Source organism: Rhodococcus sp. 27YEA15 (genome assembly GCF_049739425.1).
Lineage (GTDB): Bacteria > Actinomycetota > Actinomycetes > Mycobacteriales > Mycobacteriaceae > Rhodococcus_F.
Window position 1 is genome coordinate 928,255 of record NZ_JBMHHW010000001.1, and the last position, 21,897, is coordinate 950,151.

Consider the following 21,897-nt stretch of genomic DNA (forward strand, 5'->3'; position numbering starts at 1 on the left):
TGCTCAGGCTAGCGGTTTCCGACCGCAACGGTGAGTTTCTGAGTCCGGAGCTTGCGCCGTGCGAGGGGGCCGAGGAAGCGGTTCGGGCTCAGCGATCGGTCCAGATCGGCTTTTCCTCGGACCTCGTCCAACACCATCCGGGCCGTGACCGGGGCCAGAATGACACCCCACATGCCGTGCCCGGTGGCAGTCACGACGTTACGAATTTTACTGCTGCGTCCGATGATCGGCATGCCGTCCGGGGTGCAGGGGCGAAATCCGGCCCACCGTTCGACCTCGTGATCGATCTTCACGGCCGCGAGCGCGTCGATTCCCGCCTGCTGGACGGCGCCCAGGCGCTTTGCGTTGAGCTGCAAGTCGTCGGCACCGAGTTCGAGTGTCCCGCACAATCGCAGGCGGTCCGAGTAAGGAGTGGCAACCACCCGACGTTCCTTGAACGTGATCGGCATGCTCAAGGATTCGCCGTCGACAGCCTGATCCAGTACGTAGCCCTTGGCCCCCTCGATAGGTAGGTCGAGCCCGGCCATCTTTCCGATCGTGCGCGACGCGAGTCCGGCTGCCAGCACGAACGTTCCCGCCGTCAGATTTCCGGACGACGTGTAGATCTCTACTACACGGCCGGCGTCGGTGCGGACTCCGACCACGCGGGTGTTCCAACGCACCTCGGCGCCGCCTTCGGTGGCACGATCGAGCATGTCCCGCACGTACACCCGACTGTCCACAGTAGCGTCGTCCGGTCGGCGAATCGCGCCCACGGCACCGCTCACCTGGGGCACCAGCTCACGGGTCTGCGCGGGCGAGAGAGTCTCGGCGCCGCGTGCCCGATACAGGGCCAGCGCTTGTTCCGTCTCGAAGATGTCGAGTGAGCCGCTGCGGGTGAAGGAAGTCGACTCCCCGTTCTTGCCGTATTCCGCGTGCATCTCGAGGCTGGTGGCCGCCATCGACTTGAGCAGGACGGACGCGGCCTTCGCCCGGCGCGGGTAGGCGGCGGCGACGAAACGCGCAAGCCACGGTGCGAGACGCAGTCGCGGACGGAGGAGGAACGGGCTGTCCGGGCGCCACATGAAGCGCAGGCCGTCGCGCACGTTCTTGATCGTCGCGAGTGGCTCCACGTGATCCGGCGACAGCAGCCCGGCGTTGGCATACGAGCATCCGGCCCCGACGTCGGATCCGGCGTCGATCACGATGACCGACAAGCCTTCTCGTGCTGCTTCGTTGGCGATCGTCGCCCCGATCACTCCGGCTCCGATGACGACGATGTCCGCCGAGTTATGCTGTACCACGCGTACTCTCCAGTCTTTTTGGGCCTTCGGTCCTTGCGGCCCGCACCGGTAGCGACCACTACCGGTAAGGGCCGCAGGGACGCAGTCTCTCATCACGCTAGGGGAGGCGGCGCACCGAAACATCCTCCCTCAGGGAGGACATTGGGCAGGTATCTACTCGAAGGGTAGGCTCACGAGACCGTGGACCAGACCAGCGTGCTCATCGTCGAAGACCACCCCGTGGTGCGGCTCGGCCTGCGGACACTGATCGACGCCCAGGACGACCTGACAGTGGTCGCCGAGGTGAGTACGTCGGACCAGGCCATCGCGAAGGCCAGGGAGTTTCGTCCGGCAGTAGCCGTCATGCCGATGCGGTTGAGCGGAGACTTCGTCGGCGTCGAGTTGTGCCGAGATCTCAAGTCCTCGCTGGATGTCGGCAGCCCACGGGTGCTGGTCTACACCTCGTACAATTCGTCCTCGGACACCGCCGAAGCGTATCTGTCCGGTGCGGACAGCTTCGTCTACAAGGGCGAATCGGCCGGCCGTCTGCTCGACTCGTTGCGCGCTACTGCTGCGGGGCAACGTGTTTGGCTGGTCGGCACATCACCGGAAGCGAGCGCGTCGTGGCTGAGCAAGGCGACGGAAGGCGGCAGTCTGACGCGGCGCGAACACGAGATACTCGGATTGATGCTGCAACGATCCACCAATGCCGAGATCGCCCACGAACTGTTCATCGAACTGTCCACGGTCAAGAGCCACGTACGAAACGTCCTACGCAAACTGGGGCTGGCCACGCGGCGCGATCTGCATTGAGAAACAGGGCCGTTCCGCGCACCCGTACGTCGTTGGACGGGATGACGGAACGGCCCTGAAGTGAAGTGCCCCTCATCGAGCACTACGTCTGTCGTCGTCGACAGGTGTCAGGCAACTTCCACGATCAGTTCGATCTCCACGGGGGTGTTACGCGGAAGTTCCGCCACACCGACGGCTGAGCGAGCGTGCTGTCCGGCATCGCCGAAGATCTCACCGAGCAGGTTCGATGCACCGTTGATCACCAGCGGTTGGCCGTTGAAATCGTCTGCCGACGCGACGAAGCCGACTACCTTCACCACGCGCACGACGGAGTCGATGCCGACCAGTTGATCGACTGCGGCCAGGGCATTGAGGATGCAGACCTCGGCGGCCAGTGCCGCTTCCTCGACGGATACCGATGCGCCGACCTTGCCTTCGTGGGTGAGTACTCCGTCGACCAGCGGCAATTGGCCGGAGGTGAAAACGAGGTTTCCGGTGCGCAGTGCCGGGATGTAGTTACCCGCCGGGGCGGCGGGGGACGGGAGGGTGCGACCTACCGCGGCCAGGCGTTGTGTCCACGTCTGCTGCGCGGCAGCGGTATTCGGTTCGCTGCTGGTGGTATCTGTCGGCGTTGCGGACATGTGAGTGCTCCCAGGTTGAGGTCGTGTAACCGAGTGGACGAGTTCGGTGACGCCAGTATCGTGCGAGGTGAGGTGATTCGCGTCGTCGGCTCATACGAAAAAGTAGAGTTGTACTCGTCGGAACCGACGAGCCTGTGCATTCCCGACGTCAGAGTCCTGCCGACAGCGCCTCCGGGCTGGTCTCGTCCAGAACTCGAAGTAGGTTCTCACCCATCAATTTTGCCAGATCCCCAGGAGTCCATCCCCGCTCCGCGAGCCGATCGACGAGCGGCGCGAATCCGGAAACGTCTCGAAGGTCGTCCGGGAAGTCGTCGAATCCGTCGTAGTCGCTGCCGAGCCCGATATGATCGACACCGGCGACGTCACGGGCATGCTCGATGTGTTCGACGACGTCGTCGATCGTCACCGCCGGCCTGGTTCCGAGGCGACCGCCGCGTTGCCAGGCGTCGAACTCCTCGCGCAGGAACATCGGAACGAAGGCGATCATGATCACGCCGCCGTTGCGGGGAAGCCGACGTAGCACCTCGTCCGGTACGTTCCGGGGGACATCGCACAGCGCTCTACACGACGAGTGGCTGAAGATGACCGGCGCGGTGGACACGTCGATCGCGTCGCGCATCGTCTCTTCCGAGACATGCGCGAGATCGACGAGCACTCCGAGCCGGTTCATCTCGCGGACCACGTCGCGGCCGAAGTCGCTGAGACCGCCGTGAACCGGTGTGTCCGTTGCGGAATCAGCCCACGAATTGTTCTCGTTGTGGGTCAGGGTCATGTATCGCAGACCGAGCCGGGCCATGGTGCGCAGCACTGCGAGTGAGCTGCCGATACTGTGGCCGCCTTCTGCACCGAGAAGCGAGGCGATTCGCCCGGCGCCCCAGATTCTTCTGACGTCGTCACCGGTGCGCGCCACTTCGAACGTGTCGGGGTACCGCTGGACCATCCGATAGACGAAGTCGATCTGTTCGAGGGTGAACCGGACGGCTTCCGGTTCCGTCATGGTGCCGGGAGAGTAGACCGACCAGAACTGGGCGCCGATACCGCCGCGGCGGAGCCGGTCGATGTCGGTCTGGAAAGCGGAGTCCAATTCGAGACCTTCGACGGAGTAATCGGCGAGGGTCCGAGCGGCCCACGGAAGATCGTTGTGACCGTCGACGAGAGGCGTGAGCGCGAACGCATCGAGCGCGGCCGGATGTTTCACATCGGGAAACGTTGTGGTTCCGATCAACACGTGGGCCTCTTCGCTCGATATCTCGTGGCTCGAAGGGTGTCCGGGCCGGAGGATGTATCGATAGTGTTGTCGAGATCAACGCGATATCGTGAGGCGATTACACCGAAGTTGGCTCCATCTTTGGTGCAATTCGACGAACGAGCTCCGATGTCGCTCATGAACGACGGCAGTTCCGTCCTGGTGTCGACGCGACCCGACGGTATGAAGGACGGATCACATGGCACACGTACAACGTTTCGACCACGTCGGGATCACCGTCGCGGACCTCGACTCGGTCACGGCGTTCTTCGTCGGACTGGGCCTCGAGGTGGAGGGCACCGGATCCGTGGAGGGAGAGTTCGTGGAGACCGTCTGTGGCCTCCCCGGTGCTCACTGCCGGATCGTCATGCTGCGGCCACCGGGCGATGGGGCGAGGCTCGAGCTTTCGTCCTTCGTCACTCCCGGCCACGTACCTGGATCGCCGACGGCGATGGCCAACGAGCTCGGCCTGCGCAATGTCTCCTTCGAGGTCGGCGATCTGCAGGCAGCAGTGGATGCGGTGGCAGCCGACGGGTACGGGCTCGTCGGCGGCATCGGGGAGTACGAGGACAGTGTCCGGATGGCGTATGTGCGTGGACCGGAAGGGATCATCGTGTCCCTGTTCGAGCAGATCGGCTGACGCGACTACCGGGTCGCAGTCGATTCGGGTCGCGGTGAACTTCCCTCTGCTGGTTCGGGTTCCTTGGACGTGAAGGCGTTCAGAAGCGAGCCGTTCTCGCCCGGCCTCCACGGGAGGAACACGGCGATGAGCAGGGCCGTCACCAGCGCGGCCGCCACTGTGAAATACGAGGCGATCGAGAAGCCTTCCAGGCATGCCGTCTTCATCGTGAGGATCAGATTCTCCTTCTGCTGGTCGAACAGTGGATTGATGTCACGATTGCGGATCTCGATGACGCTCAGTACCGACTCGCGTGCGAATCCCTTCTCGGTGGCATTCATGATCGTCTCGGGGATGTTCTCGACTATCGGCGCTATCTTCGACGTGTAATACGACGCGACGATGGAACCGATCACGGCGACACCCAACGTGCCGCCCAGTTCTCTGGTGGTGTCGTTGACTGCCGATCCGGCACCGGCCTCGTCCAGTGGCACCGAGGACATGATGGAGTCGGTGGCGGGTCCCTGCACGATCGCGAGTCCGAGGCCCATCAACACCATCGAGATCACCACCGGACCCAGGTAAGGAGTTTCCACGGTGGTTTGACCGGCCAGGTACATTCCACCGCTCAACACGAGCAGGCCGAGTAGGATCACGGCCGTCGTCCCGAACCTCTGGGCGGCCAGCGTCGCCACCGGGGCGCCGACTGCCACCGCTGCTGCGAAGGGCAGCGAGTGTAATCCGAATTCGAGGGGCGAATACTCCCGGACGCCCTGGAAGTACTGGGTGATCAGGAACAGGAATCCGAACATGCTGAAGTAGCTGACCGCAATGGCCAATGCCGGGAGCGAGAATCGACGTATCCGGAACAGTTCCATGTTCAGGATCGGCGACGGCGTGCGAAGTTCCCAGGCGACGAATCCGGCCAGCAGGGCTACTGACACGACATATCCGATCAGGCTCGTCGCCGACAACCACCCGCGATGTGGTGCGTCGATGATGGTCCACACCAGAATCACGATTCCGGCCAGGGACAGTCCGGTACCGGTGACATCGAATCGGCCGACGTGTGACGCCTTGGACTCCGGAACGACGAGCAGTACACCGATCACGACGAGTACGGCTGCAGGAATGTTCATCCAGAACACCGAATGCCAGGAGAAGTGCTCGAGGAGCCAACCGCCCGCGGTGGGGCCGATGGCAATGGCGAATCCGGCCATGGCAGTCCAGGCGGCGATGGCGATCGCGCGTTCCTTCGTATCGGTGAAGATGTTCGTGATCATCGCCAACGTCGCCGGAAACACCGCAGCGGCAAAGACTCCCATTGCCGCACGGGCGAAGATCACCTGTTCGAGATTGCCGGACAGAGCTCCGACCAACGACATCGCGCCCACACCGAGCAGGCCGACGGTCATTACCTTCCTTCGCCCGAACCGGTCGCCGAGGTGACCGAAAGTGAGGAGGAACCCGGCGAACGTCAGCGTGTAGGCATCGACTATCCACTGCAGGTCGCTGACAGAAGCGAGCAGTTCGACACTCATGGTGGGCAGTGCGACATTGACCACGGTGTTGTCGAGTACGACGAGCAGTTCGGCCAGGCAGATGAAGATCAGTGCGGTGAACCGCCGAGACTTCGAGGCCAACGGTGACGACGGTGTCTGAATTCGAGACATGGTTGTACGCCATCTCTGCCGGTGCACACGTGAGCATCGGCGGGTAGGAGGAGGAAGGTCGAGTGGTCAGCGTGGCGCCGACACGAGCTCTTTCAGATGGGTGCCGACGCGGTCCAGTGGTGCGGTGGTGCGTTGCGCTTTGGCCATCAGGAGGGCTCCCTCGATGGACGCGATGACGACAGTCGCCCATTGGGCCGCCGTCTCGGTGGGTTGTCCCTGCTGCCAGAAGAAAGAGGTGAGAAGAGATTCCCAGGACGTGAACGATTCGCCGGCGGCTGCCAGTGCGGCAGGAGTGGACGCTCCTTCCACTGCCGCCGCAGCGATCGGACACGATGACGTGAAATCGCTCTCCAGCAGTGTGTTTCGGTAGATATCTACTACCGCATCGACGATCTCGGCGGGGGTCGACCGGGCGATCATAGAGCTGATCGCTGCGCTGATGCCGCGACCGAAATACTCGACGGCCTCGCCGGCCAACTGACCTTTGCCCTCGGGGAAGTAGTGATACACCGACCCGCGTGGTGCGCCGGATCGTTCGACGATCTCCGTCAGTGACGTGGTGGCGATCCCGTGTTCGCGGAACGCATTGATGGCGCCGACCAGCATCAGGGTGCGTGAGTCGGGATCTGCCATCTCGCCATCGTATGCAATAGCAATGCCGGTGGCCTCTTTCGAGGGGCCCCACCTGCGTCGAGCGGCGGCGAGGGGGCAGTGCGAGGTCGAACGGCTCATGGTGGTGAGCGTTGCAGTTGCGGTCTCAACGGCATCTCCTCAATATATCGTCCGGTATAGGAACGACGATCACTTTATGTGTAACTGTAGAACACAGTCAAGTGATGTTCACAGTTCAACTACGCCGGAATGCCAATTTCTCTCGAAATTGCGTATATCGTTCGGTATGGCATGTGCCCGATAAAGTGACTCGGCGATTGTCAAGACCTCGAATCGGAGAGATCCGATGTGGCGTTGCGGAATTACGTCGGAGGCGTGGCCGTTGAACGGTGCGGCGACAGCATCGCCGCAACCTCGGCCAAGGAGTGTCACAGAATGCGTATCGGAATCATCGGAGCGGGACAGATCGGCGGAACGCTCACACGGCGACTCACCGCTCTAGGTCACGACGTGCGTGTCGCGAATTCACGCACCCCCGATACCTTGGCGGACCTTGCCGGCGAGACCGGCGCGACCGCCGTGCTCAACACCGAGGCTGCCGACGGTGCCGAACTGGTCATCGTCAGTATTCCGCAGAAGAACGTCGTGGACTTGCCTGCCGGAATCCTGGACGGCGCTGTCGAGGGTGCTCCTGTGATCGAGACCAACAACTACTACCCGCAACAACGCGACGGATTGATCGCCGCGATCGAGGACGGACAGACCGAGAGCGGTTGGGTGCAAGAACATCTCGGTGTTCCGGTCTTCAAGGCATTCAACGGAATCTGGTGGAAGAACCTTCTCGAGAAAGGACTTCCAGCGGGATCGGACGCTCGCATCGCACTTCCCGTCTCCGGTGACGACGTCGAGAACAAGAAGATCGTCTTCGATCTGATCGACCAGCTCGGGTTCGACCCGGTCGACACCGGATCCATCGACGACTCGTGGCGCCAGCAGCCGGGAACTCCGGTCTACGGCAAGGACTACGGCCGCGAAGACACCATCACGGCTCTGGCCGAGGCCACCACCGACCGCACTGACGAATGGCGCGCCGCGAAGTAGTCTTCACGGTCGGTCGGTCGGTCGGTCGGTCGGGCTGCGCAGCGCCGCGGTACACGCGCAACCCGACCGGCGAGGTATGTCATCCGAACGAACGACTACCGGTTGCATCTGGTCGGTGCGAGTCTGGGAGTAACACCCACGAGGGTTGTTCCCGGTGCTCTGCCACATCGAGGTCAACTGTTGCGTAGGTTTTTTCGACGGCCGGATCGGTCGGACGGAGATCTGCATGGATTCGGAGACATTCGTGTGCACTCGGTCGAACAGGTGAAAAGTCGTTCGGATCCCCGAGATCTCTACGGGAAGTGACGATCTCGACGGTGCCCACTGCGCTCAGCGTATCCAGGCGCGTAGTTATCTGCATGCCGGTTACATTCATCCCGAGGCGATCGACGATGACGGCAGGATGTTCGCCGCGCTGGTCAAGATCGTCGGCGCCAAAAACCTGACTCCCCGGCTGGTGTCGTCCGTACTCGAGATCGGAAGATCACTCGGAGGGCTACCGCAGCTGGGAAGCACCGCATCCGCCGGAGACTCATCGGCTACCGTTGCCGCTCGCGAAATATTATCGAGTCGAAAAATGAAGTCGGGCAGCTATGTTCACTCACCCAAGCGTATCCTGGGCCTGCAGAATCAAACCTCGATGCGAGAATCGATGGGCATCGCTGGTCGGTTCCTTCGGGAAATGAAGCCCTGACCGGGGGCGCATGATTCCCCGTGCGCCCCGGTCGGTACTACCGGATCAGTTCTGAACCTTCGCCATGGCCAACACGTCCAGGCGCTTGTCGAGCTCTTCCTCACTCAGCTTCTCCGGGACCAGGCCGCGCTCGATGACGACCTGTCGAATGGTCTTCTTCTCCTTCAACGCCTGCTTCGCCACGGCCGCAGCCTCCTCGTAGCCGATCGCCGAATTGAGCGGAGTCACGATCGACGGCGACGACTCGGCCAGAGTCTTCAGATGCTCCTCGTGGGCGACCAGGCCGCTGACGCACTTGTCGGCGAACAAGCGAGAGACATTGGCCAGCAACGTGAACGATTCCAGAAGGTTACGGGCCATCACCGGAATGTAGACGTTGAGTTCGAAGGCGCCCGCTGCGCCGCCCCACGCGATAGCGGCATCGTTCCCGACGACCTGAGCGGCCACCTGCGTCACGGCCTCAGGCAGGACCGGGTTGACTTTGCCCGGCATGATGGAACTACCCGGTTGCAAGTCCGGAAGCGCTAATTCGCCGAGCCCGGTCAGCGGACCCGATCCCATCCAGCGAATGTCGTTGGCGATCTTCGTCAACGACACGGCAATGGTTCGCAGCGCGCCCGATGCTTCCACCAGCCCGTCCCGAGCAGCCTGGGCCTCGAAACTGTTCTTCGCCGGCGTCAGTGTATCGACTCCAGTCGACTTGACCAGTTCGGCAACAACTTTCGGACCGAAGCCGTCAGGCGCGTTGAGTCCGGTGCCTACTGCGGTTCCGCCGATCGGAAGCTCGCCGAGGCGGGGGAGAACGGCACTGACACGCTCGATACCGGCCTCGATCTGGCGTGCATAGCCACCGAATTCCTGACCGAGCGTCACCGGCACCGCATCCATGAGGTGAGTGCGTCCGGACTTCACGACGGTCTTCCACTCGGCGGCTTTCGCCGCGAGTGCGGCATGAAGGTGCTCGAGCGCCGGAATCAGATCCGTCACGGCGGCTTCGGTTGCTGCGACATGCGTGGCGGTGGGGAACGTGTCGTTGGAGGACTGTGACATGTTCACGTGATCGTTCGGGTGAATCTGCACCCCGGCTGCCTTGGCGATCGACGCGATGACCTCGTTGGCGTTCATGTTCGAGCTCGTACCCGAACCGGTCTGGAACACGTCGATCGGGAACTGGTCGTCGTGCCTGCCGTCCGCGATCTCGGTAGCGGCGGCGATGACGGCGTCGGCCTTGTCTGCATCGAGCAACCCGAGATCCTTGTTGACCTGCGCGCACGCAGCCTTCAACAATCCCATTGCACGAATCTGGGTGCGCTCGAGCGGACGCCCGCTGATCGGGAAGTTCTCGACAGCACGCTGAGTCTGGGCCCGCCACAATGCGTCGATGGGCACCCGAACCTCGCCCATGGTGTCGTGTTCGATTCGGAACTGCTGGTCGTTGCTCTCCGTCATGACTCCAGATTGCCACTTTCCGGGAGCCGGTAGGGGATTACGTTTCCCTGTGCGCCCTCCCGGTAGCGGTGACTACCGGAAAGGCGCACAGGACGGAGCCATCAGAACGTCGGCGGAACCGCGCCCTCTTCGCCGTCGAAGTCCACGGAGCTGTACTCGCGGAGCTTCTCGAGACGGTGGTACGCGTCGATCATGCGGACGGTGCCGGACTTGCTGCGCATCACGATGGACTGCGTGCTGGCACCGCCGCCGTAGTAGCGGACACCGCGCAGCAGGTCACCGTCGGTGACGCCCGTCGCACAGAAGAAGACGTTCTCGCCGGAGACGAGGTCTTCGGTGGTCAGGATGCGATCGAGATCGTGACCGGCGTCGATGGCCTTCTGCCGCTCGGCGTCGTCGGTGGGGGCGAGCTTGCCCTGCAGCGATCCTCCCATGCAGCGCATGGCGGCAGCAGCGATAATTCCCTCGGGGGTGCCGCCGATACCGACGAGCATGTCGGTACCGGACTCCGGGCGGGCTGCGGCGATGGCTCCGGCGACGTCACCGTCGGAGATCAGACGGATCCGGGCGCCGGTGTCGCGGACGTCCTGGATCAGCTGGTTGTGGCGTGGGCGGTCGAGGATACAAATCGTGATGTCGGAGACCGACGCCTTCTTGACCTTCGCGACTCGCTTGATGTTCTCCGCGATCGGTGCGCTGATGTCGATGACGTCCGCAGCCTCGGGACCGACGGCGATCTTCTCCATGTAGAACACGGCAGACGGATCGAACATCGCGCCGCGTTCGGCAACGGCGAGAACCGAGATCGCGTTGGGCATGCCCTTGGACATCAAGGTGGTGCCGTCCACCGGGTCGACGGCGAAATCGCAGTCCGGACCGTCGCCGTTTCCGACTTCTTCGCCGTTGAACAGCATCGGCGCCTCGTCCTTCTCACCCTCACCGATGACGACGACGCCGCGCATCGAGACGGACGAGACGAGCTGACGCATCGCGTCGACGGCGGCTCCGTCGCCGCCTTCCTTGTCGCCGCGGCCTACCCAGCGACCGGCAGCCATGGCACCGGCTTCGGTGACTCGGACCAATTCGAGTGCGAGGTTACGGTCCGGGGTCTCACGATGAGTGCTGCTGGCCGTCATATGCGGTGCCTCCTGGCGCGGTCGCGGTCGACGGGGTGTGTCGACGCTGGGTGTGTTCAGGCGTGATTCTCCCAGATGGGAGCCATTGCGTCCGTCCGCGGGTCGGAGCAGGCCGATTTGCCTCCCCGCACGCCCGGCAAGGGACCGGGAATGCCGCCTGCCGTCGCGTACCTGGATACTGAATGGCGTGGCTTCCGATAAACCCCGCATCCTTCACGACAACAAAGACATGGTCTGGTCGTTGGTACCGCTGGTGCTGTTCTGCATCATCATCGCGGGCATCGCCAGTCAGTGCACGTTCAGTCCCGGCGGCCCCACCCAGGGGCCGATCCCGAGCGTCGACATCGACTCGGCGCTCAAGTACGACTCGCGGGAACTCGGATTTCCGATCCGAAACCCCGGTGTTCCGGACGGATGGACGCCGAACTCCGGGAGTAGGGCCATCATCGCCGGTACCGGTGGAGGCGACTCGAGCACTGTCGGGTTCATCACCACCGCCGGCCGCTACCTCCAGCTGACGCAGAGCAACGCCGAGGAAATGCCGCTGGTGGCGCATGTCGCGGGTGGTCAGCGATTCGCCACCGACGTACAACAGATCGGGAGCCACAGCTGGAACGTGTACGGCGGCGACGGCGTCGAGCCGATCTGGGTCACCGACATCGACGGCGTCCGACTTCTACTGACCGGAGCGGCGTCGGAAGCAGACTTCACGACGCTCGCGACCAACGTCGGGGAAGCCGAACCGCTCACTCGATAGAGGCAGGGCATTCGATCGAGGCCGGGACTGGCGCCTGAGGCGTCAGTCCTCCGCTTCGGCGAGAGCCTTCTCCACGCGCGCCCGCGCGCCGGCCAGATGCTCCTCGCACCGCTTGGCCAGCGCCTCCCCGCGTTCCCAGAGCGAGAGTGACGCGTCGAGGTCGAGTCCGCCCTGTTCCAGGATCTTCACGACCCCGACCAGTTCGTCCCTGGCAGCTTCGTACCCGAGTTCGGCGACGTCGATGTCGGTGGTGCTCATTTTTCTCTCCCCATCACTGCAGCGCGAACAGCGCCGTCGGCCAGTCGGACGCGAATTTGGGTGCCGGGCGGTGCTTCGTCCACCGAGCGCAGAACCTCCGGATCGGAGTCGGCGACAACTCGTTGCACGACGGCGTATCCGCGGGCCAGCGTTGCGGCCGGACCCAAGGTGGTCAGCCGCGCACGCAGATGTTCCACGGTACGAGCTTCCGAGTCGATCAGCCGGGCGACGTCTCGTCGCACCGTGGCCTGCAGTCGTTCCACTTCTTCGGCGCGGCGCTCGACGGCGAGAAGCGGCGACGCCATCACCGGGCGCGAACGCAACTGCTCGACGAGATGCGATTCGCGCTGCACCCAGCTGCGCAGAGCCGCGGCGCTGCGGTCGCGCAGATCGGCAACCAATGCGGCTTCGGCGACCGCATCGGGTACGACGCGCTTGGCGGCATCGGTGGGGGTGGCCGCTCGCACATCGGCGACGTGATCGCTCAGTGGGCTGTCCGGCTCGTGGCCGATGGCACTGACGATCGGTGTCGTCGCAGCGACGATCGCGCGGCACAGTGCCTCGTCGGAGAACGGCAACAAGTCTTCGACGCTACCCCCGCCACGGGCGATGATGATGACGTCCACCTGTGGATCGGCGTCGAGTTCACGGAGCGCTTCGATGATCTGCGGTACCGCAGTGGGTCCCTGGACTGCGGTGTTGCGCACCGCGATGGCAACGGCCGGCCAGCGCCGTTGAGCTACCGAGACGACATCCTTCTCCGCGGCGCCGGCCCGGCCCGTGATCAGCCCGACGGTTCCCGGCAGGAACGGCAGTGGACGCTTCAGACGAGGATCGAAGAGTCCTTCGGCGGCCAGCAAGGCCCGGAGGCGTTCGATGCGGGCCAGGAGTTCGCCGATGCCGACGGCCCGGATCTCGGTCACGCGTAGCGAGACGGTACCGCGTCCGGTGTAGAACGAGAGTTTTCCGAACATCACCACCCGTGAGCCCTCGGTCAAGGGAACGGGCGAATTGTGCAGTAGTTGCGGGGAGCAGGTGATCGACAGGGACATGTCCGCTGACGGATCACGCAACACCAAGAACGCCGTCCGGGTGCCCGGGCGGGCGTTGATCTGAGTGATCTGGCCCTCCACCCAGATGCTGCCGAGGCGATCGATCCAACCGGCAACCTTCGCGGAAACGGTGCGCACAGGCCATGGTTGCTCGGCGGTACTGGCTCCGGTGGAGCGTTGCGAGGTCGACGGGCCGGTCGGGGAAGTCACTTTGCCTTGGCGGTGGTGATGCGGTTGGACAGCATCGTCTGGAACGGTGCGCGGGAGCGTGTTGCGTTCTCGTAGTCCAGCACTGCGGTCAGATCGTCGATCCCGAGAGTTCGAATCCGGGCGCGCAACTGCGCCAACGTGAGGTTCGGGTAGTCCAGAGCGGTGACGATATCGGGTTCGTCCACCGCGACGTCAGCATGCGGTGCAGCCGACTCCGCCTGCGATCGGGCACCGTCGGTCGGATCGACGGAGTACAGCGCGAACCGCCCGGAACCACCGGCTGCCGCGGTATCGGTCGCCGCCGTGTCGGTGTCCTCGTCGAAGACCGCCCACGCCGGCTGCGCCTCCTCGCCCTGCCACGGAAGCAGCGCGAACGCTTGATCGCCTTTGATGGCCAACGAGGTGATCGACTGCTGTAAACGCATACCGGTCTGCAGAACCTGGCTCACCGCGGTCATCGGCAAAGTGACGGCGACGCCAGGTATTTTCCTCGCCTCCTCCAACGCGTTCCTTGCCTCTTCCAACGCGGTGACGGCGAGTCCCGCGGCGACACGCGCCACGAATGGGGGTCGGATCATTGCTCCAGCTTGCCGCAAAGCTCCGACAATCGGTAGCCGGGCGGCTCTGTTGCCGAGGTGTACCACGTCAGCGGGGCAAGTAGGCTGGTCCCATGTCTTCGGCCGTTCCACTCAATCTCGGTATCGCACACTCGGCGGATTTCCCGTCCACCCGCAAGGGTTCGGGTAAGCGCGTTCTTCTGGCCGAGCCTCGCGGCTACTGCGCCGGCGTCGATCGCGCCGTCGAGACCGTCGAGAAGGCGCTCGAAAAGCACGGAGCGCCGATCTACGTTCGTAAGGAAATCGTGCACAACCGGCACGTCGTCGAGACGCTCGAAGAGCAGGGTGTCATCTTCGTCGACGAGACGGACGAGGTCCCCGAAGGTTCACTGCTCGTGTTCTCCGCACACGGCGTTTCGCCTGCCGTTCACGAATCGGCGGCGCAACGGCAGCTGCGCACCATCGATGCGACGTGCCCGCTGGTGACCAAGGTGCACCAGGAAGCGAAGCGATTCGCCCGCGACGACTACGACATCCTGCTGATCGGCCACGAAGGCCACGAGGAGGTCGAAGGCACAGCGGGCGAGGCACCGGATCACGTCACGATCGTCGACGGACCGGACTCCGTGGCCACCGTCACCGTGCGTGACGAATCCAAGGTCATCTGGCTGTCCCAGACCACGTTGAGTGTCGACGAGACCATGCAGACCGTCGCGCGGCTACGCGAGCGTTTCCCCAACTTGCAGGACCCGCCGTCCGACGACATCTGCTACGCCACTCAAAACCGTCAGGTAGCGGTGAAGGCGATGGCCCCGGAATGCGACCTCGTCATCGTGGTCGGTTCGCGGAACTCCTCCAATTCGGTGCGGCTCGTCGAGGTTGCGCTCGGGGCCGGCGCGAAGGCCTCGTACCTCGTCGACTATGCCCGTGAAGTCGATCTCTCCTGGCTCGACGGTGTACAGACGGTCGGTATCACCTCGGGTGCTTCGGTACCGGAGGTACTGGTGCGTGGCGTGATCGAACTTCTCGCCGACCACGGTTTCCAGGATGTTCAACCGGTGACCACGGCCAACGAAACCCTCGTGTTCGCCCTTCCTCGAGAATTGCGATCCGCCCGCACTTCGTGAGTTGTGCAACCGACCGTCGAGACGAGGGGCCTGTTCGGTATCGAACAGGCCCCTCGTCTCCACCGTTCAGTCGCCGCGTGGTTCGTCGCGGTCGCGATACCTGACCCGCGGCGGCGGATAGGCAGGCGCTTGTGCACCTGGCGGGCGGCGACGTAGCGGTGACGGCTTCTCGTCGGCGTCGAAGTACGGGTCCATTCGTTCGGTGGACGGGCGGGACTCTCGCTCGGCGGGTCGACGGCGCCCGTACGAGGGATAGTCGCTCGTTTGGCCGGCGGTCGGCCGACGCTCCGCCCCAGAGTTACCGGTCTCGGGAGCGGCGTAGCGAGGGCGGTTCGCTGCGCGTGGTGCCGGGCGCTCGCCGTCGAGTGGTGGCAGCGAAGGCGCTGCACGTCTGGGCGGCGGGGCCGGTGGATCGTAGGGAACTTGGCTTCCGGCAACGCGGCGGGGCGCTGGTGCCGAGCGAGGGCCGTCGTAGCGTGGAGCAGGCGGTGCCTCGGCGCGGTACGGGCGTCGCACGGTCGGGCCGGTAGACCGGCTCGGAATCGGCTCCGGTATCGGGGGCGTGGACTCCGTGCGATCGTCGACGGCAGCGCGTCGTCTGCGGCTACCGCCACCTCTGCGGGTGTCGTCCCCGACAGGGCGGGCCGTCGAGCGTCGGGTTCGAACCGAGCGCGGCACACCGTTGGGGCGCTGGATCAGCAGGAAATAACGCACGCCGCCGATGACGAGGACGACGACGGTCGCAGCCAACATGACGGGGAATCGGTTCACCAACGGATACGCGATGTTGATGGCGATATCGCGCAAAGCAGTGCTCTTGTCCTTGCCGATCAACGTGTGCGCGATCGGTACCGCGGCGAACAGAATCAGCGGTGGCTGCGCCATCGCCGTGAAGAGGGCCTTGTTCGACGCGGCGACAACCGCGAACAGCACGCCGAGGAAATAGAACGTCGAGAACACCGAGGTGAGTTCACCGCTGCCGCCGGTGGCATCGATCAGAACGCCGACGGCAGTGACGCCGGTGGCGAGCAGGATGACACCCCACCACGGCAGGCCGGGGACGGTCACGACGAGGGATCGCTTGTCCAGCGGCACCCCGGAGCGGGCACGTTGGGTTGCAGACACATACCGACATTAGCGGTTCTCGAGTGTTCGACCGCGTTTGCGCGGTTGACGGGGTAGTCGGTGTCACAGGAGCGCGGGTGTTCGTCGACTCGGAAAGCGGCCCGGTGGGGGTGCGTCGCCGTGTCGGAGTACTCCTCTAAGTTCGTACGCATGAAGATCCTGCACACCAGCGACTGGCATATCGGCCGCACCTTTCACGGGGTGGATTTGTTGGCCGACCAGGCGAGTGTGCTCGGGTCGATCGCGGATGTCGTGCGTGAGCGCGGAGTCGACGTGGTCGTGGTTCCGGGAGACGTCTACGACAGGTCCATTCCCAGCTCGGACGCCGTTGCGGTGTGCAACCGCGCGTTCGAGGCGATCCGTGCGGCCGGTGCAGTCATCGTCGTCACGTCGGGTAATCACGATTCGGCGGTGCGGTTGGGTGCTGGTGCGTCGTTCGCCGCGGCCGGGGGGCTGCATCTGATCACCAAGGTCGACCAGATCGACCGGCCGGTCATCGTGGACGATCGTTTCGGGCAGGTGGCGTTCTACGGCATCCCCTATCTGGAGCCGGAGATCACCCGCGTCGCGCTCGGCGTGCCGCAGGCGCGAACTCATTCGGAGATTCTCGGAGCGGCCATGACGCGTATCCGGGCCGACTTGTCGGCGCGTCCGGGTCTCCGATCGGTATTACTCGCACACGCCTTCGTGGTGGGGGGAGAGGCGAGCGGGTCGGAGCGATCCATCTCGGTCGGCGGAGTGGAGACCGTCGCTGCCGCCGAGTTCGCCGGCGTGGACTACGTGGCTCTCGGCCACCTGCACTCGGCTCAGCGTCTCGAGGACGCAGTTCGCTACTCGGGTTCGCCGTTGCCGTATTCGTTCGGTGAGCGCAGCCACCGAAAATCTGTGCTGCTGATCGAGCTCGACGAGACAGGACTGGCGACGGTCGATCGAATCGACCTACCGCTCGTGCGCGGGTTGAGTCAGCTCCGGGGAACACTCGACCATCTGCTGAGCGGGACGGAGTTCGCCGACGCCGAGGCTCATTACGTCTCGGCTGTGCTCACGGACCCGGTCCGCCCGGTCGACCCGATGCGTCGTTTGCAGGCGCGGTTCCCGTATGCGGTGCACCTCGAATGGCAGCGGCCCGTCAGCGGCGGAGATCTCGGTTACCGGGACGCGGTCAGGGGACGCTCCGACACGGAAATCGCGCACGGTTTCGTCGGTGCGGTTCGCAGCGAGATGTCCGAGCGCGAAATCTTGTTGATGGACGAGGCGTTGAGCGCCGCCGGGCGCAGCACGGAATCCACCGCGGAACTCGGTGAGACCGCATGAGACTTCACACTCTCGAAGTATCGGCGTTCGGACCGTTTGCCGAGACCGTCGACATCGACTTCGATCGTCTGGGGGCCGACGGGCTCTTTCTGTTGCACGGCGACACCGGTGCCGGAAAGACGACGATCCTCGACGCTGTGGCGTTCGCGCTGTACGGGCGAGTTCCCGGGGCACGTAACGACGGCAAACGATTTCTCTCCGACCATGCGCCGGCCGGTTCCGTGCCTCGGGTTTCGTTGGAAGTCACCATCGGGGGTCGACGGATCAAAATTGTTCGCAGCCCGGAGTATTCGCGCCCCAAGAAACGCGGTGAGGGTTTCCTGGTGGAGAACGCGAAGGCGACGTTGACGTGGCTGGACGGCCAGAGCGAGAACCTCTCGCGGATCCCGGACATCGGCGACGAGGTCAAGCGGTTGATGGGAATGAGTGCCGATCAGTTCTTTCAAGTGGTGCTGCTGCCGCAGGGGGAGTTCGCGAGGTTTCTGCGAGCCGAGAACGAGGAGCGCGCAAAGCTGCTGGAGCAGTTGTTCGACACCAAACGCTTCCTCTCCGTCGAGGCATGGTTCGATGCGAAGCGAAAAGCGAGCGGCAAGGCGTTGGCTGCTGCCGAGCAGTCGGTACACGTGCTGCTGGCGAGAATCGAAACCGCCGCCGGGTTGGAGGTCGGCGCCGAGGCGCATCCGCTCGAATGGTGGCGCAAACTACTGGCCGAAGCCCGGGATGTTCGCGACGAATCGGTTGCAGACCTGGTGTTCGCCAAAGATGCTGCAGCGCAGTCGAACAAGGCGCTGAGCGCAGCGGAGCGGTCCGCGGATCTGGTATTACGGCGGGATCGGGCGACACGGGATCTGGCCGACTTGGCGGCGGGAGCGGCGGAACGTGCATCGATCTCCGTGGAGCTGGAGACGGCGGAGAAAGCGCGGCCGATCGCGCTACTTGCCGCGGACGTGGACTCGGCCCGCGCAGCGGCGGGAACTGCTGCCGCGGTGATGGAATCGGCAGTATCGGCGTACTCCGCTGCAGACGGGCCCGATCTCTTCGGCGGAATCTGGCCACCACCGGACTCCGAACGCGAACAGACCTCGATTCGAGTGCGGAACTGGCACGAGGAGATCGCCGGGCTCGATGCGTTGGCAGCGGACGTGCGTGAGGCCGACGCATCGGAATCCGAGGTTACGCGACTGAACGAACGCCGCAGCCGGATCGGTGCACGGATCGAGGCTCTGGCAGGTGAGCGCGCGCAACTGCCCGCGTCGATACGGGCTGTGGGCGCCGAACTCGATTCGGCGCAACGCGCACGGGCCGAGCTACCCGGTCTCGAGGCCGCTCTCGAGCGGGCTGTGGACGCGTCCGATGCCGCCCACGAGATCGGTTCCTCGAGAGCGCAATCGGCTTCCGCGAGAGAGCGTGTGCTCGATGCGCGGGCCCGTCACCTCGACGCGCGCGGTCGATGGCTGGATCTGGTGCAGGCGCGGTTCGCCGGTATGGCGGGTGAGTTGGCCGGGTCTCTCGTCGCCGGTGAGGCGTGCCAGGTATGTGGTTCGCACCAGCATCCGGCACCGGCGGAACCGGGGCCGGGAGCGGTGACGGAGACGGATCTCGAATCTGCCGCCGCTGCCGAGCGCACCGCAGCGGAAGCGCTGGCGGCGGCGTCGGAACGCCACAGTGCTCTGGAACGGGAAGTCGATCTACTGGTCGCGCGCGGAGGTGACGGCGACAACGACGAGCTCGACCGAGCGCGCGCGCAGGCGCAGGCCGCGGTCACCGCTGCCGTGCAGGCAAGCGCACGGATCGACGCGCTGGTCGCTGACGTGGCCCGGCTCAACGGCCGGGACGTCGAACTGCAGAACGAAACATCGTCGCTGGTGGCCGAATCGGCGACCGTCACGGAACGATCGTCCACGCTGCGCGCGAGGGTGGTCCGCATTCGCGCTGCCGTCGCGGCGGCGGTGGGCAGTGGGTCCACCATCGACGTTCGACGGGCGAGGTGCGAGGCGTTGGCGCGTACGGCAAGTGCTGCTGTGGACGCTCGCGTCGAGGCGGCCAGAGCACAGGCACGTCGTGACGCGCTCGCAGCCGAACTCGAGGAAGCGGTGAGGTCTGCGGGGTTCGGTTCCCTCACCCGAGCACTCGCGTCGGTTCGGACGCCGCATCGCACCGATGCCATTCGGTCGGAGCTCGCAGCGGCACGCGATCGAGAGGTCGCCGCACGCGCGGTGCTGAACGATCCGGCGATGGCGGCAGTGGACGGGATCGCCGGTGTGGACGTGGACGGTCCGCGTGAGTGTGCCGCCGAATGCGCCGAGGCTGTCAACACGGCCACTGCGACCGCCACTCTCGCCGAGAACAGGGTTGCCGATCTCGAACGGCTCGGCGGCCTGCTCGAGTCTGCGTACGCGGCGATAGCTCCGCAGCGTGCTCGGCACGACGAGTTGGCGGCGCTGTCGGACGTGGTGGCGGGCAAGGGGCAGAACAGCCGCAAGATGTCATTGCGGTCGTACGTTCTCGCGTCACGGTTGGAGGAGGTGGCGGAGTCGGCATCGGTTCGGTTGCAACGGATGTCGGGTGGTCGCTACGAGTTCGTCCACACCGACGAGGCCGGCTCCCACGGTCGACGCGGCGGGTTGGGGCTCGACATCCGTGACGACTTCACCGGTGTGGTGCGTTCGGCGAAAACTCTGTCCGGCGGCGAATCGTTCCTTGCATCGTTGGCGTTGGCATTGGGCCTGGCGGACGTGGTCGCGGCCGAATCTGGCGGGGTGGTTCTCGACACCATATTCATCGACGAGGGATTCGGAACGCTCGACGCGGACACATTGGATGCGGTGATGGGTGTGCTGGACGAGCTTCGTGCCGGTGGGCGCGTGGTCGGGTTGGTCAGTCACGTCGACGAGATGCGTCAGCGGATTCCGAGTCGCCTGCACGTCGTCCGTGGACGTGCAGGCTCCTCGGTGGAGGTTGTCGCGGGCTGATCAGGCCTTCTGTTGGTCCGACGGCACGGGGTCGTCGGCTGTCTCGGTGTCGGCTTCGTTCGTCGACTTCTCGTCCAGATCTTCGAGGATGTCCCTGATCTCGATGTCGGGGTCGGGGGCCGGCTCGTTGTCGCTCGAGCGGGCGTCGATCTGCTCACCGATGTAGCGGATCACCACGGCGGTGACGGCAGCGACCGGGACGGACAAGAATGCGCCCACGATTCCGTAGAGCGAGCTACCTGCGGCCACCGCGAGTAGCACGATCACGGCATGCAGTTTCATGGACTTGCTCTGCAAGATCGGTTGCAGGACGTTTCCTTCGATCTGCTGTACCGCGAGGATGATGATCAGCACGATGATCGCGGTGGTCAGCCCGTTGGCCACCAGCGCGACCAACACGGCGAGTGCGCCGGCGACGAAGGCGCCGACGATCGGCACGAAACCGCCGATGAAGGTCAAGATGGCCAGTACCGGTGCCAACGGGACGCCGAGTATCAGCAGGCCCGCCCCGATGAAGATCGCGTCGATCAAACTCACCAGGGCTTGAGTGCGGATGAATCCGCCGAGGGTGTCCCACATCCGGGTGAGCACTTCTTCGAGGTGTCGTCCTGCTCGTCCGCCGCCGACGGCGTGGAGCCACGGGATGAACCGGGGACCGTCCTTGATGAAGAAGAACGACAGGATCAGAACGAGGCCGAGCGTGACGAGCAACGAGCCCGCGGTGGTGACACCACTGAACACGCCTGACGCGATAGCGGTTCCGCTTTCCTGGACCTTCGAGACCACGGCATGCACGGCTTCGTCGATCTGATCGTCTTTCAGATTCACCGGTGGACCTTGCAACCAGTCCTGAACCTTGTTGATGCCTTCGGTCGTGCGGTTGGCAAGTTCCGGTGCCTGGCTGACCACCGAAGGCACGATTCCGGCGATCACACCGGCAAAGACTCCCAGTGACAGCACCAAGGTGATGGCTGCTGCGGCGGCGGGTGGGACTCCGCGCTTGACCATTCCTCGGGTGGGCGGCCACATGACGGTGGACACCACGATAGCCAATGCGACGGGCAGAAGGATGACCCACAGTTTTTCGATGACCCAACCGAATATCCACGCACCCAGAGCGATCGAGACCACTACCAGTGACCACTTGGCGAGCCACATGCCCCCTTGCCCGATGACCTCGCCGCGGTCGCGCTTGCGCGCGCCGGCAGGCGTCCCCTTGTCTTGCTCGCTCACTGATCGTCCTTTCGGTCGGCGTAGGTTGTCCTCGCCGCTCTGATAACCCGGTGATCTAGCTGAACTG

At 64.4% G+C, this 21,897-nt stretch carries 19 protein-coding genes; 7 read left to right on the plus strand and 12 right to left on the minus strand.

Annotation, left to right across the window (positions count from 1 at the left end; translation table 11 throughout):
• Window positions 1-8 precede the first annotated feature (8 nt).
• Window positions 9-1,283 carry an NAD(P)/FAD-dependent oxidoreductase gene (locus ABH922_RS04345; protein ID WP_424805757.1) on the minus strand — a complete coding sequence of 425 codons (1,275 nt, stop codon included), beginning with the start codon at window positions 1,281-1,283 and terminating at the stop codon, window positions 9-11.
• Window positions 1,284-1,463: 180 nt separating this feature from the next.
• On the opposite strand from ABH922_RS04345, the gene ABH922_RS04350 reads away from it, so the two are divergent.
• Window positions 1,464-2,075 carry a response regulator gene (locus ABH922_RS04350; protein ID WP_424805758.1) on the plus strand — a complete coding sequence of 204 codons (612 nt, stop codon included), beginning with the start codon at window positions 1,464-1,466 and terminating at the stop codon, window positions 2,073-2,075.
• 107 nt (window positions 2,076-2,182) lie between these two features.
• On the opposite strand, the gene ABH922_RS04355 is transcribed toward ABH922_RS04350, so the two are convergent.
• Together ABH922_RS04355 and ABH922_RS04360 are read right to left on the minus strand one after the other, a co-directional pair.
• Entirely contained in the window at window positions 2,183-2,695 is a 513-nt protein-coding gene (locus ABH922_RS04355; RefSeq protein ID WP_424805759.1) for a RidA family protein, read from the minus strand.
• Window positions 2,696-2,843: 148 nt separating this feature from the next.
• Window positions 2,844-3,923 (minus strand): dipeptidase, encoded by a 1,080-nt coding sequence (locus ABH922_RS04360; RefSeq protein ID WP_424805760.1) that lies wholly within the window; start codon window positions 3,921-3,923, stop codon window positions 2,844-2,846.
• Between the two features lie 217 nt (window positions 3,924-4,140).
• Between ABH922_RS04360 and ABH922_RS04365 the strand changes: the two genes are divergently transcribed.
• On the plus strand, window positions 4,141-4,581 hold the full coding sequence (locus ABH922_RS04365; RefSeq protein WP_424805761.1) for a VOC family protein: 441 nt from the start codon (window positions 4,141-4,143) through the stop codon (window positions 4,579-4,581).
• Between the two features lie 5 nt (window positions 4,582-4,586).
• Here ABH922_RS04365 and ABH922_RS04370 read toward each other — a convergent pair whose 3' ends face one another.
• A complete protein-coding gene (locus ABH922_RS04370; RefSeq protein WP_424805762.1) occupies window positions 4,587-6,233 on the minus strand; it encodes an MFS transporter in 1,647 nt (548 codons plus the stop codon).
• A 66-nt stretch (window positions 6,234-6,299) separates the two neighbouring features.
• On the minus strand, window positions 6,300-6,866 hold the full coding sequence (locus ABH922_RS04375; RefSeq protein ID WP_424805763.1) for a TetR/AcrR family transcriptional regulator: 567 nt from the start codon (window positions 6,864-6,866) through the stop codon (window positions 6,300-6,302).
• 381 nt (window positions 6,867-7,247) lie between these two features.
• Here ABH922_RS04375 and ABH922_RS04380 point away from each other — a divergent pair, with 381 nt between their 5' ends.
• Window positions 7,248-7,946: an NADPH-dependent F420 reductase gene (locus tag ABH922_RS04380; protein WP_424809563.1), complete on the plus strand. Its 699-nt coding sequence runs from the start codon at window positions 7,248-7,250 to the stop codon at window positions 7,944-7,946.
• A gap of 739 nt (window positions 7,947-8,685) precedes the next feature.
• Here the strand turns inward: ABH922_RS04380 and ABH922_RS04385 are convergent.
• Both ABH922_RS04385 and glpX read right to left on the minus strand, forming a co-directional pair.
• Entirely contained in the window at window positions 8,686-10,089 is a 1,404-nt protein-coding gene (locus ABH922_RS04385; protein WP_424805764.1) for a class II fumarate hydratase, read from the minus strand.
• Between the two features lie 101 nt (window positions 10,090-10,190).
• Window positions 10,191-11,225 (minus strand): class II fructose-bisphosphatase, encoded by a 1,035-nt coding sequence (glpX, locus tag ABH922_RS04390; protein ID WP_424805765.1) that lies wholly within the window; start codon window positions 11,223-11,225, stop codon window positions 10,191-10,193.
• A 187-nt stretch (window positions 11,226-11,412) separates the two neighbouring features.
• Here glpX and ABH922_RS04395 point away from each other — a divergent pair, with 187 nt between their 5' ends.
• Window positions 11,413-11,982 carry a DUF4245 domain-containing protein gene (locus tag ABH922_RS04395; RefSeq protein WP_424805766.1) on the plus strand — a complete coding sequence of 190 codons (570 nt, stop codon included), beginning with the start codon at window positions 11,413-11,415 and terminating at the stop codon, window positions 11,980-11,982.
• A gap of 42 nt (window positions 11,983-12,024) precedes the next feature.
• Here the strand turns inward: ABH922_RS04395 and ABH922_RS04400 are convergent, their stop codons facing one another.
• From ABH922_RS04400 to ABH922_RS04410, 3 genes are read right to left on the minus strand one after another with little or no spacing between them, the layout of a single operon-like run.
• Window positions 12,025-12,240, minus strand: a complete 216-nt coding sequence (locus ABH922_RS04400) for an exodeoxyribonuclease VII small subunit (RefSeq protein WP_424805767.1) — start codon at window positions 12,238-12,240, stop codon at window positions 12,025-12,027.
• Window positions 12,237-13,502: an exodeoxyribonuclease VII large subunit gene (gene xseA, locus ABH922_RS04405; protein ID WP_424805768.1), complete on the minus strand. Its 1,266-nt coding sequence runs from the start codon at window positions 13,500-13,502 to the stop codon at window positions 12,237-12,239. The genes ABH922_RS04400 and xseA overlap by 4 nt, the downstream gene beginning before the upstream one ends.
• Window positions 13,499-14,080 carry a lipid droplet-associated protein gene (locus ABH922_RS04410; protein WP_424805769.1) on the minus strand — a complete coding sequence of 194 codons (582 nt, stop codon included), beginning with the start codon at window positions 14,078-14,080 and terminating at the stop codon, window positions 13,499-13,501. Before ABH922_RS04410 ends, xseA begins: the two co-directional genes overlap by 4 nt.
• Window positions 14,081-14,172: 92 nt before the next feature.
• Between ABH922_RS04410 and ABH922_RS04415 the strand changes: the two genes are divergently transcribed.
• The gene (locus ABH922_RS04415; RefSeq protein WP_424805770.1) at window positions 14,173-15,186 is read left to right on the plus strand and encodes a 4-hydroxy-3-methylbut-2-enyl diphosphate reductase; all 1,014 of its coding nucleotides are present in this window, start codon (window positions 14,173-14,175) and stop codon (window positions 15,184-15,186) included.
• 66 nt (window positions 15,187-15,252) lie between these two features.
• Here the strand turns inward: ABH922_RS04415 and ABH922_RS04420 are convergent, their stop codons facing one another.
• A complete protein-coding gene (locus tag ABH922_RS04420; protein WP_424805771.1) occupies window positions 15,253-16,311 on the minus strand; it encodes a DUF6542 domain-containing protein in 1,059 nt (352 codons plus the stop codon).
• A gap of 150 nt (window positions 16,312-16,461) precedes the next feature.
• Between ABH922_RS04420 and ABH922_RS04425 the strand changes: the two genes are divergently transcribed.
• Window positions 16,462-17,625 carry an exonuclease SbcCD subunit D gene (locus ABH922_RS04425; RefSeq protein ID WP_424805772.1) on the plus strand — a complete coding sequence of 388 codons (1,164 nt, stop codon included), beginning with the start codon at window positions 16,462-16,464 and terminating at the stop codon, window positions 17,623-17,625.
• Window positions 17,622-20,597 carry an AAA family ATPase gene (locus ABH922_RS04430; RefSeq protein ID WP_424805773.1) on the plus strand — a complete coding sequence of 992 codons (2,976 nt, stop codon included), beginning with the start codon at window positions 17,622-17,624 and terminating at the stop codon, window positions 20,595-20,597. Before ABH922_RS04425 ends, ABH922_RS04430 begins: the two co-directional genes overlap by 4 nt.
• On the opposite strand, the gene ABH922_RS04435 is transcribed toward ABH922_RS04430, so the two are convergent.
• Complete coding sequence (locus tag ABH922_RS04435) at window positions 20,598-21,755, minus strand: AI-2E family transporter (protein ID WP_424809564.1); 1,158 nt, start codon at window positions 21,753-21,755, stop codon at window positions 20,598-20,600.
• Window positions 21,756-21,897: the final 142 nt, after the last annotated feature.

Excerpts from the sequence above, each read along its gene's own strand:
- ABH922_RS04410 (WP_424805769.1), bottom strand. The coding sequence starts at position 14,080 with ATGATCCGACCCCCATTCGTGGCGCGTGTCGCCGCGGGACTCGCCGTC.
- ABH922_RS04375 (WP_424805763.1), bottom strand. The coding sequence starts at position 6,866 with ATGGCAGATCCCGACTCACGCACCCTGATGCTGGTCGGCGCCATCAAT.
- ABH922_RS04385 (WP_424805764.1), bottom strand. The coding sequence starts at position 10,089 with ATGACGGAGAGCAACGACCAGCAGTTCCGAATCGAACACGACACCATG.
- ABH922_RS04430 (WP_424805773.1), top strand. The coding sequence starts at position 17,622 with ATGAGACTTCACACTCTCGAAGTATCGGCGTTCGGACCGTTTGCCGAG.
- ABH922_RS04355 (WP_424805759.1), bottom strand. The coding sequence starts at position 2,695 with ATGTCCGCAACGCCGACAGATACCACCAGCAGCGAACCGAATACCGCT.
- glpX (WP_424805765.1), bottom strand. The coding sequence starts at position 11,225 with ATGACGGCCAGCAGCACTCATCGTGAGACCCCGGACCGTAACCTCGCA.
- ABH922_RS04400 (WP_424805767.1), bottom strand. The coding sequence starts at position 12,240 with ATGAGCACCACCGACATCGACGTCGCCGAACTCGGGTACGAAGCTGCC.
- ABH922_RS04425 (WP_424805772.1), top strand. The coding sequence starts at position 16,462 with ATGAAGATCCTGCACACCAGCGACTGGCATATCGGCCGCACCTTTCAC.
- ABH922_RS04370 (WP_424805762.1), bottom strand. The coding sequence starts at position 6,233 with ATGTCTCGAATTCAGACACCGTCGTCACCGTTGGCCTCGAAGTCTCGG.
- ABH922_RS04415 (WP_424805770.1), top strand. The coding sequence starts at position 14,173 with ATGTCTTCGGCCGTTCCACTCAATCTCGGTATCGCACACTCGGCGGAT.
- ABH922_RS04365 (WP_424805761.1), top strand. The coding sequence starts at position 4,141 with ATGGCACACGTACAACGTTTCGACCACGTCGGGATCACCGTCGCGGAC.
- ABH922_RS04435 (WP_424809564.1), bottom strand. The coding sequence starts at position 21,755 with ATGTGGCTCGCCAAGTGGTCACTGGTAGTGGTCTCGATCGCTCTGGGT.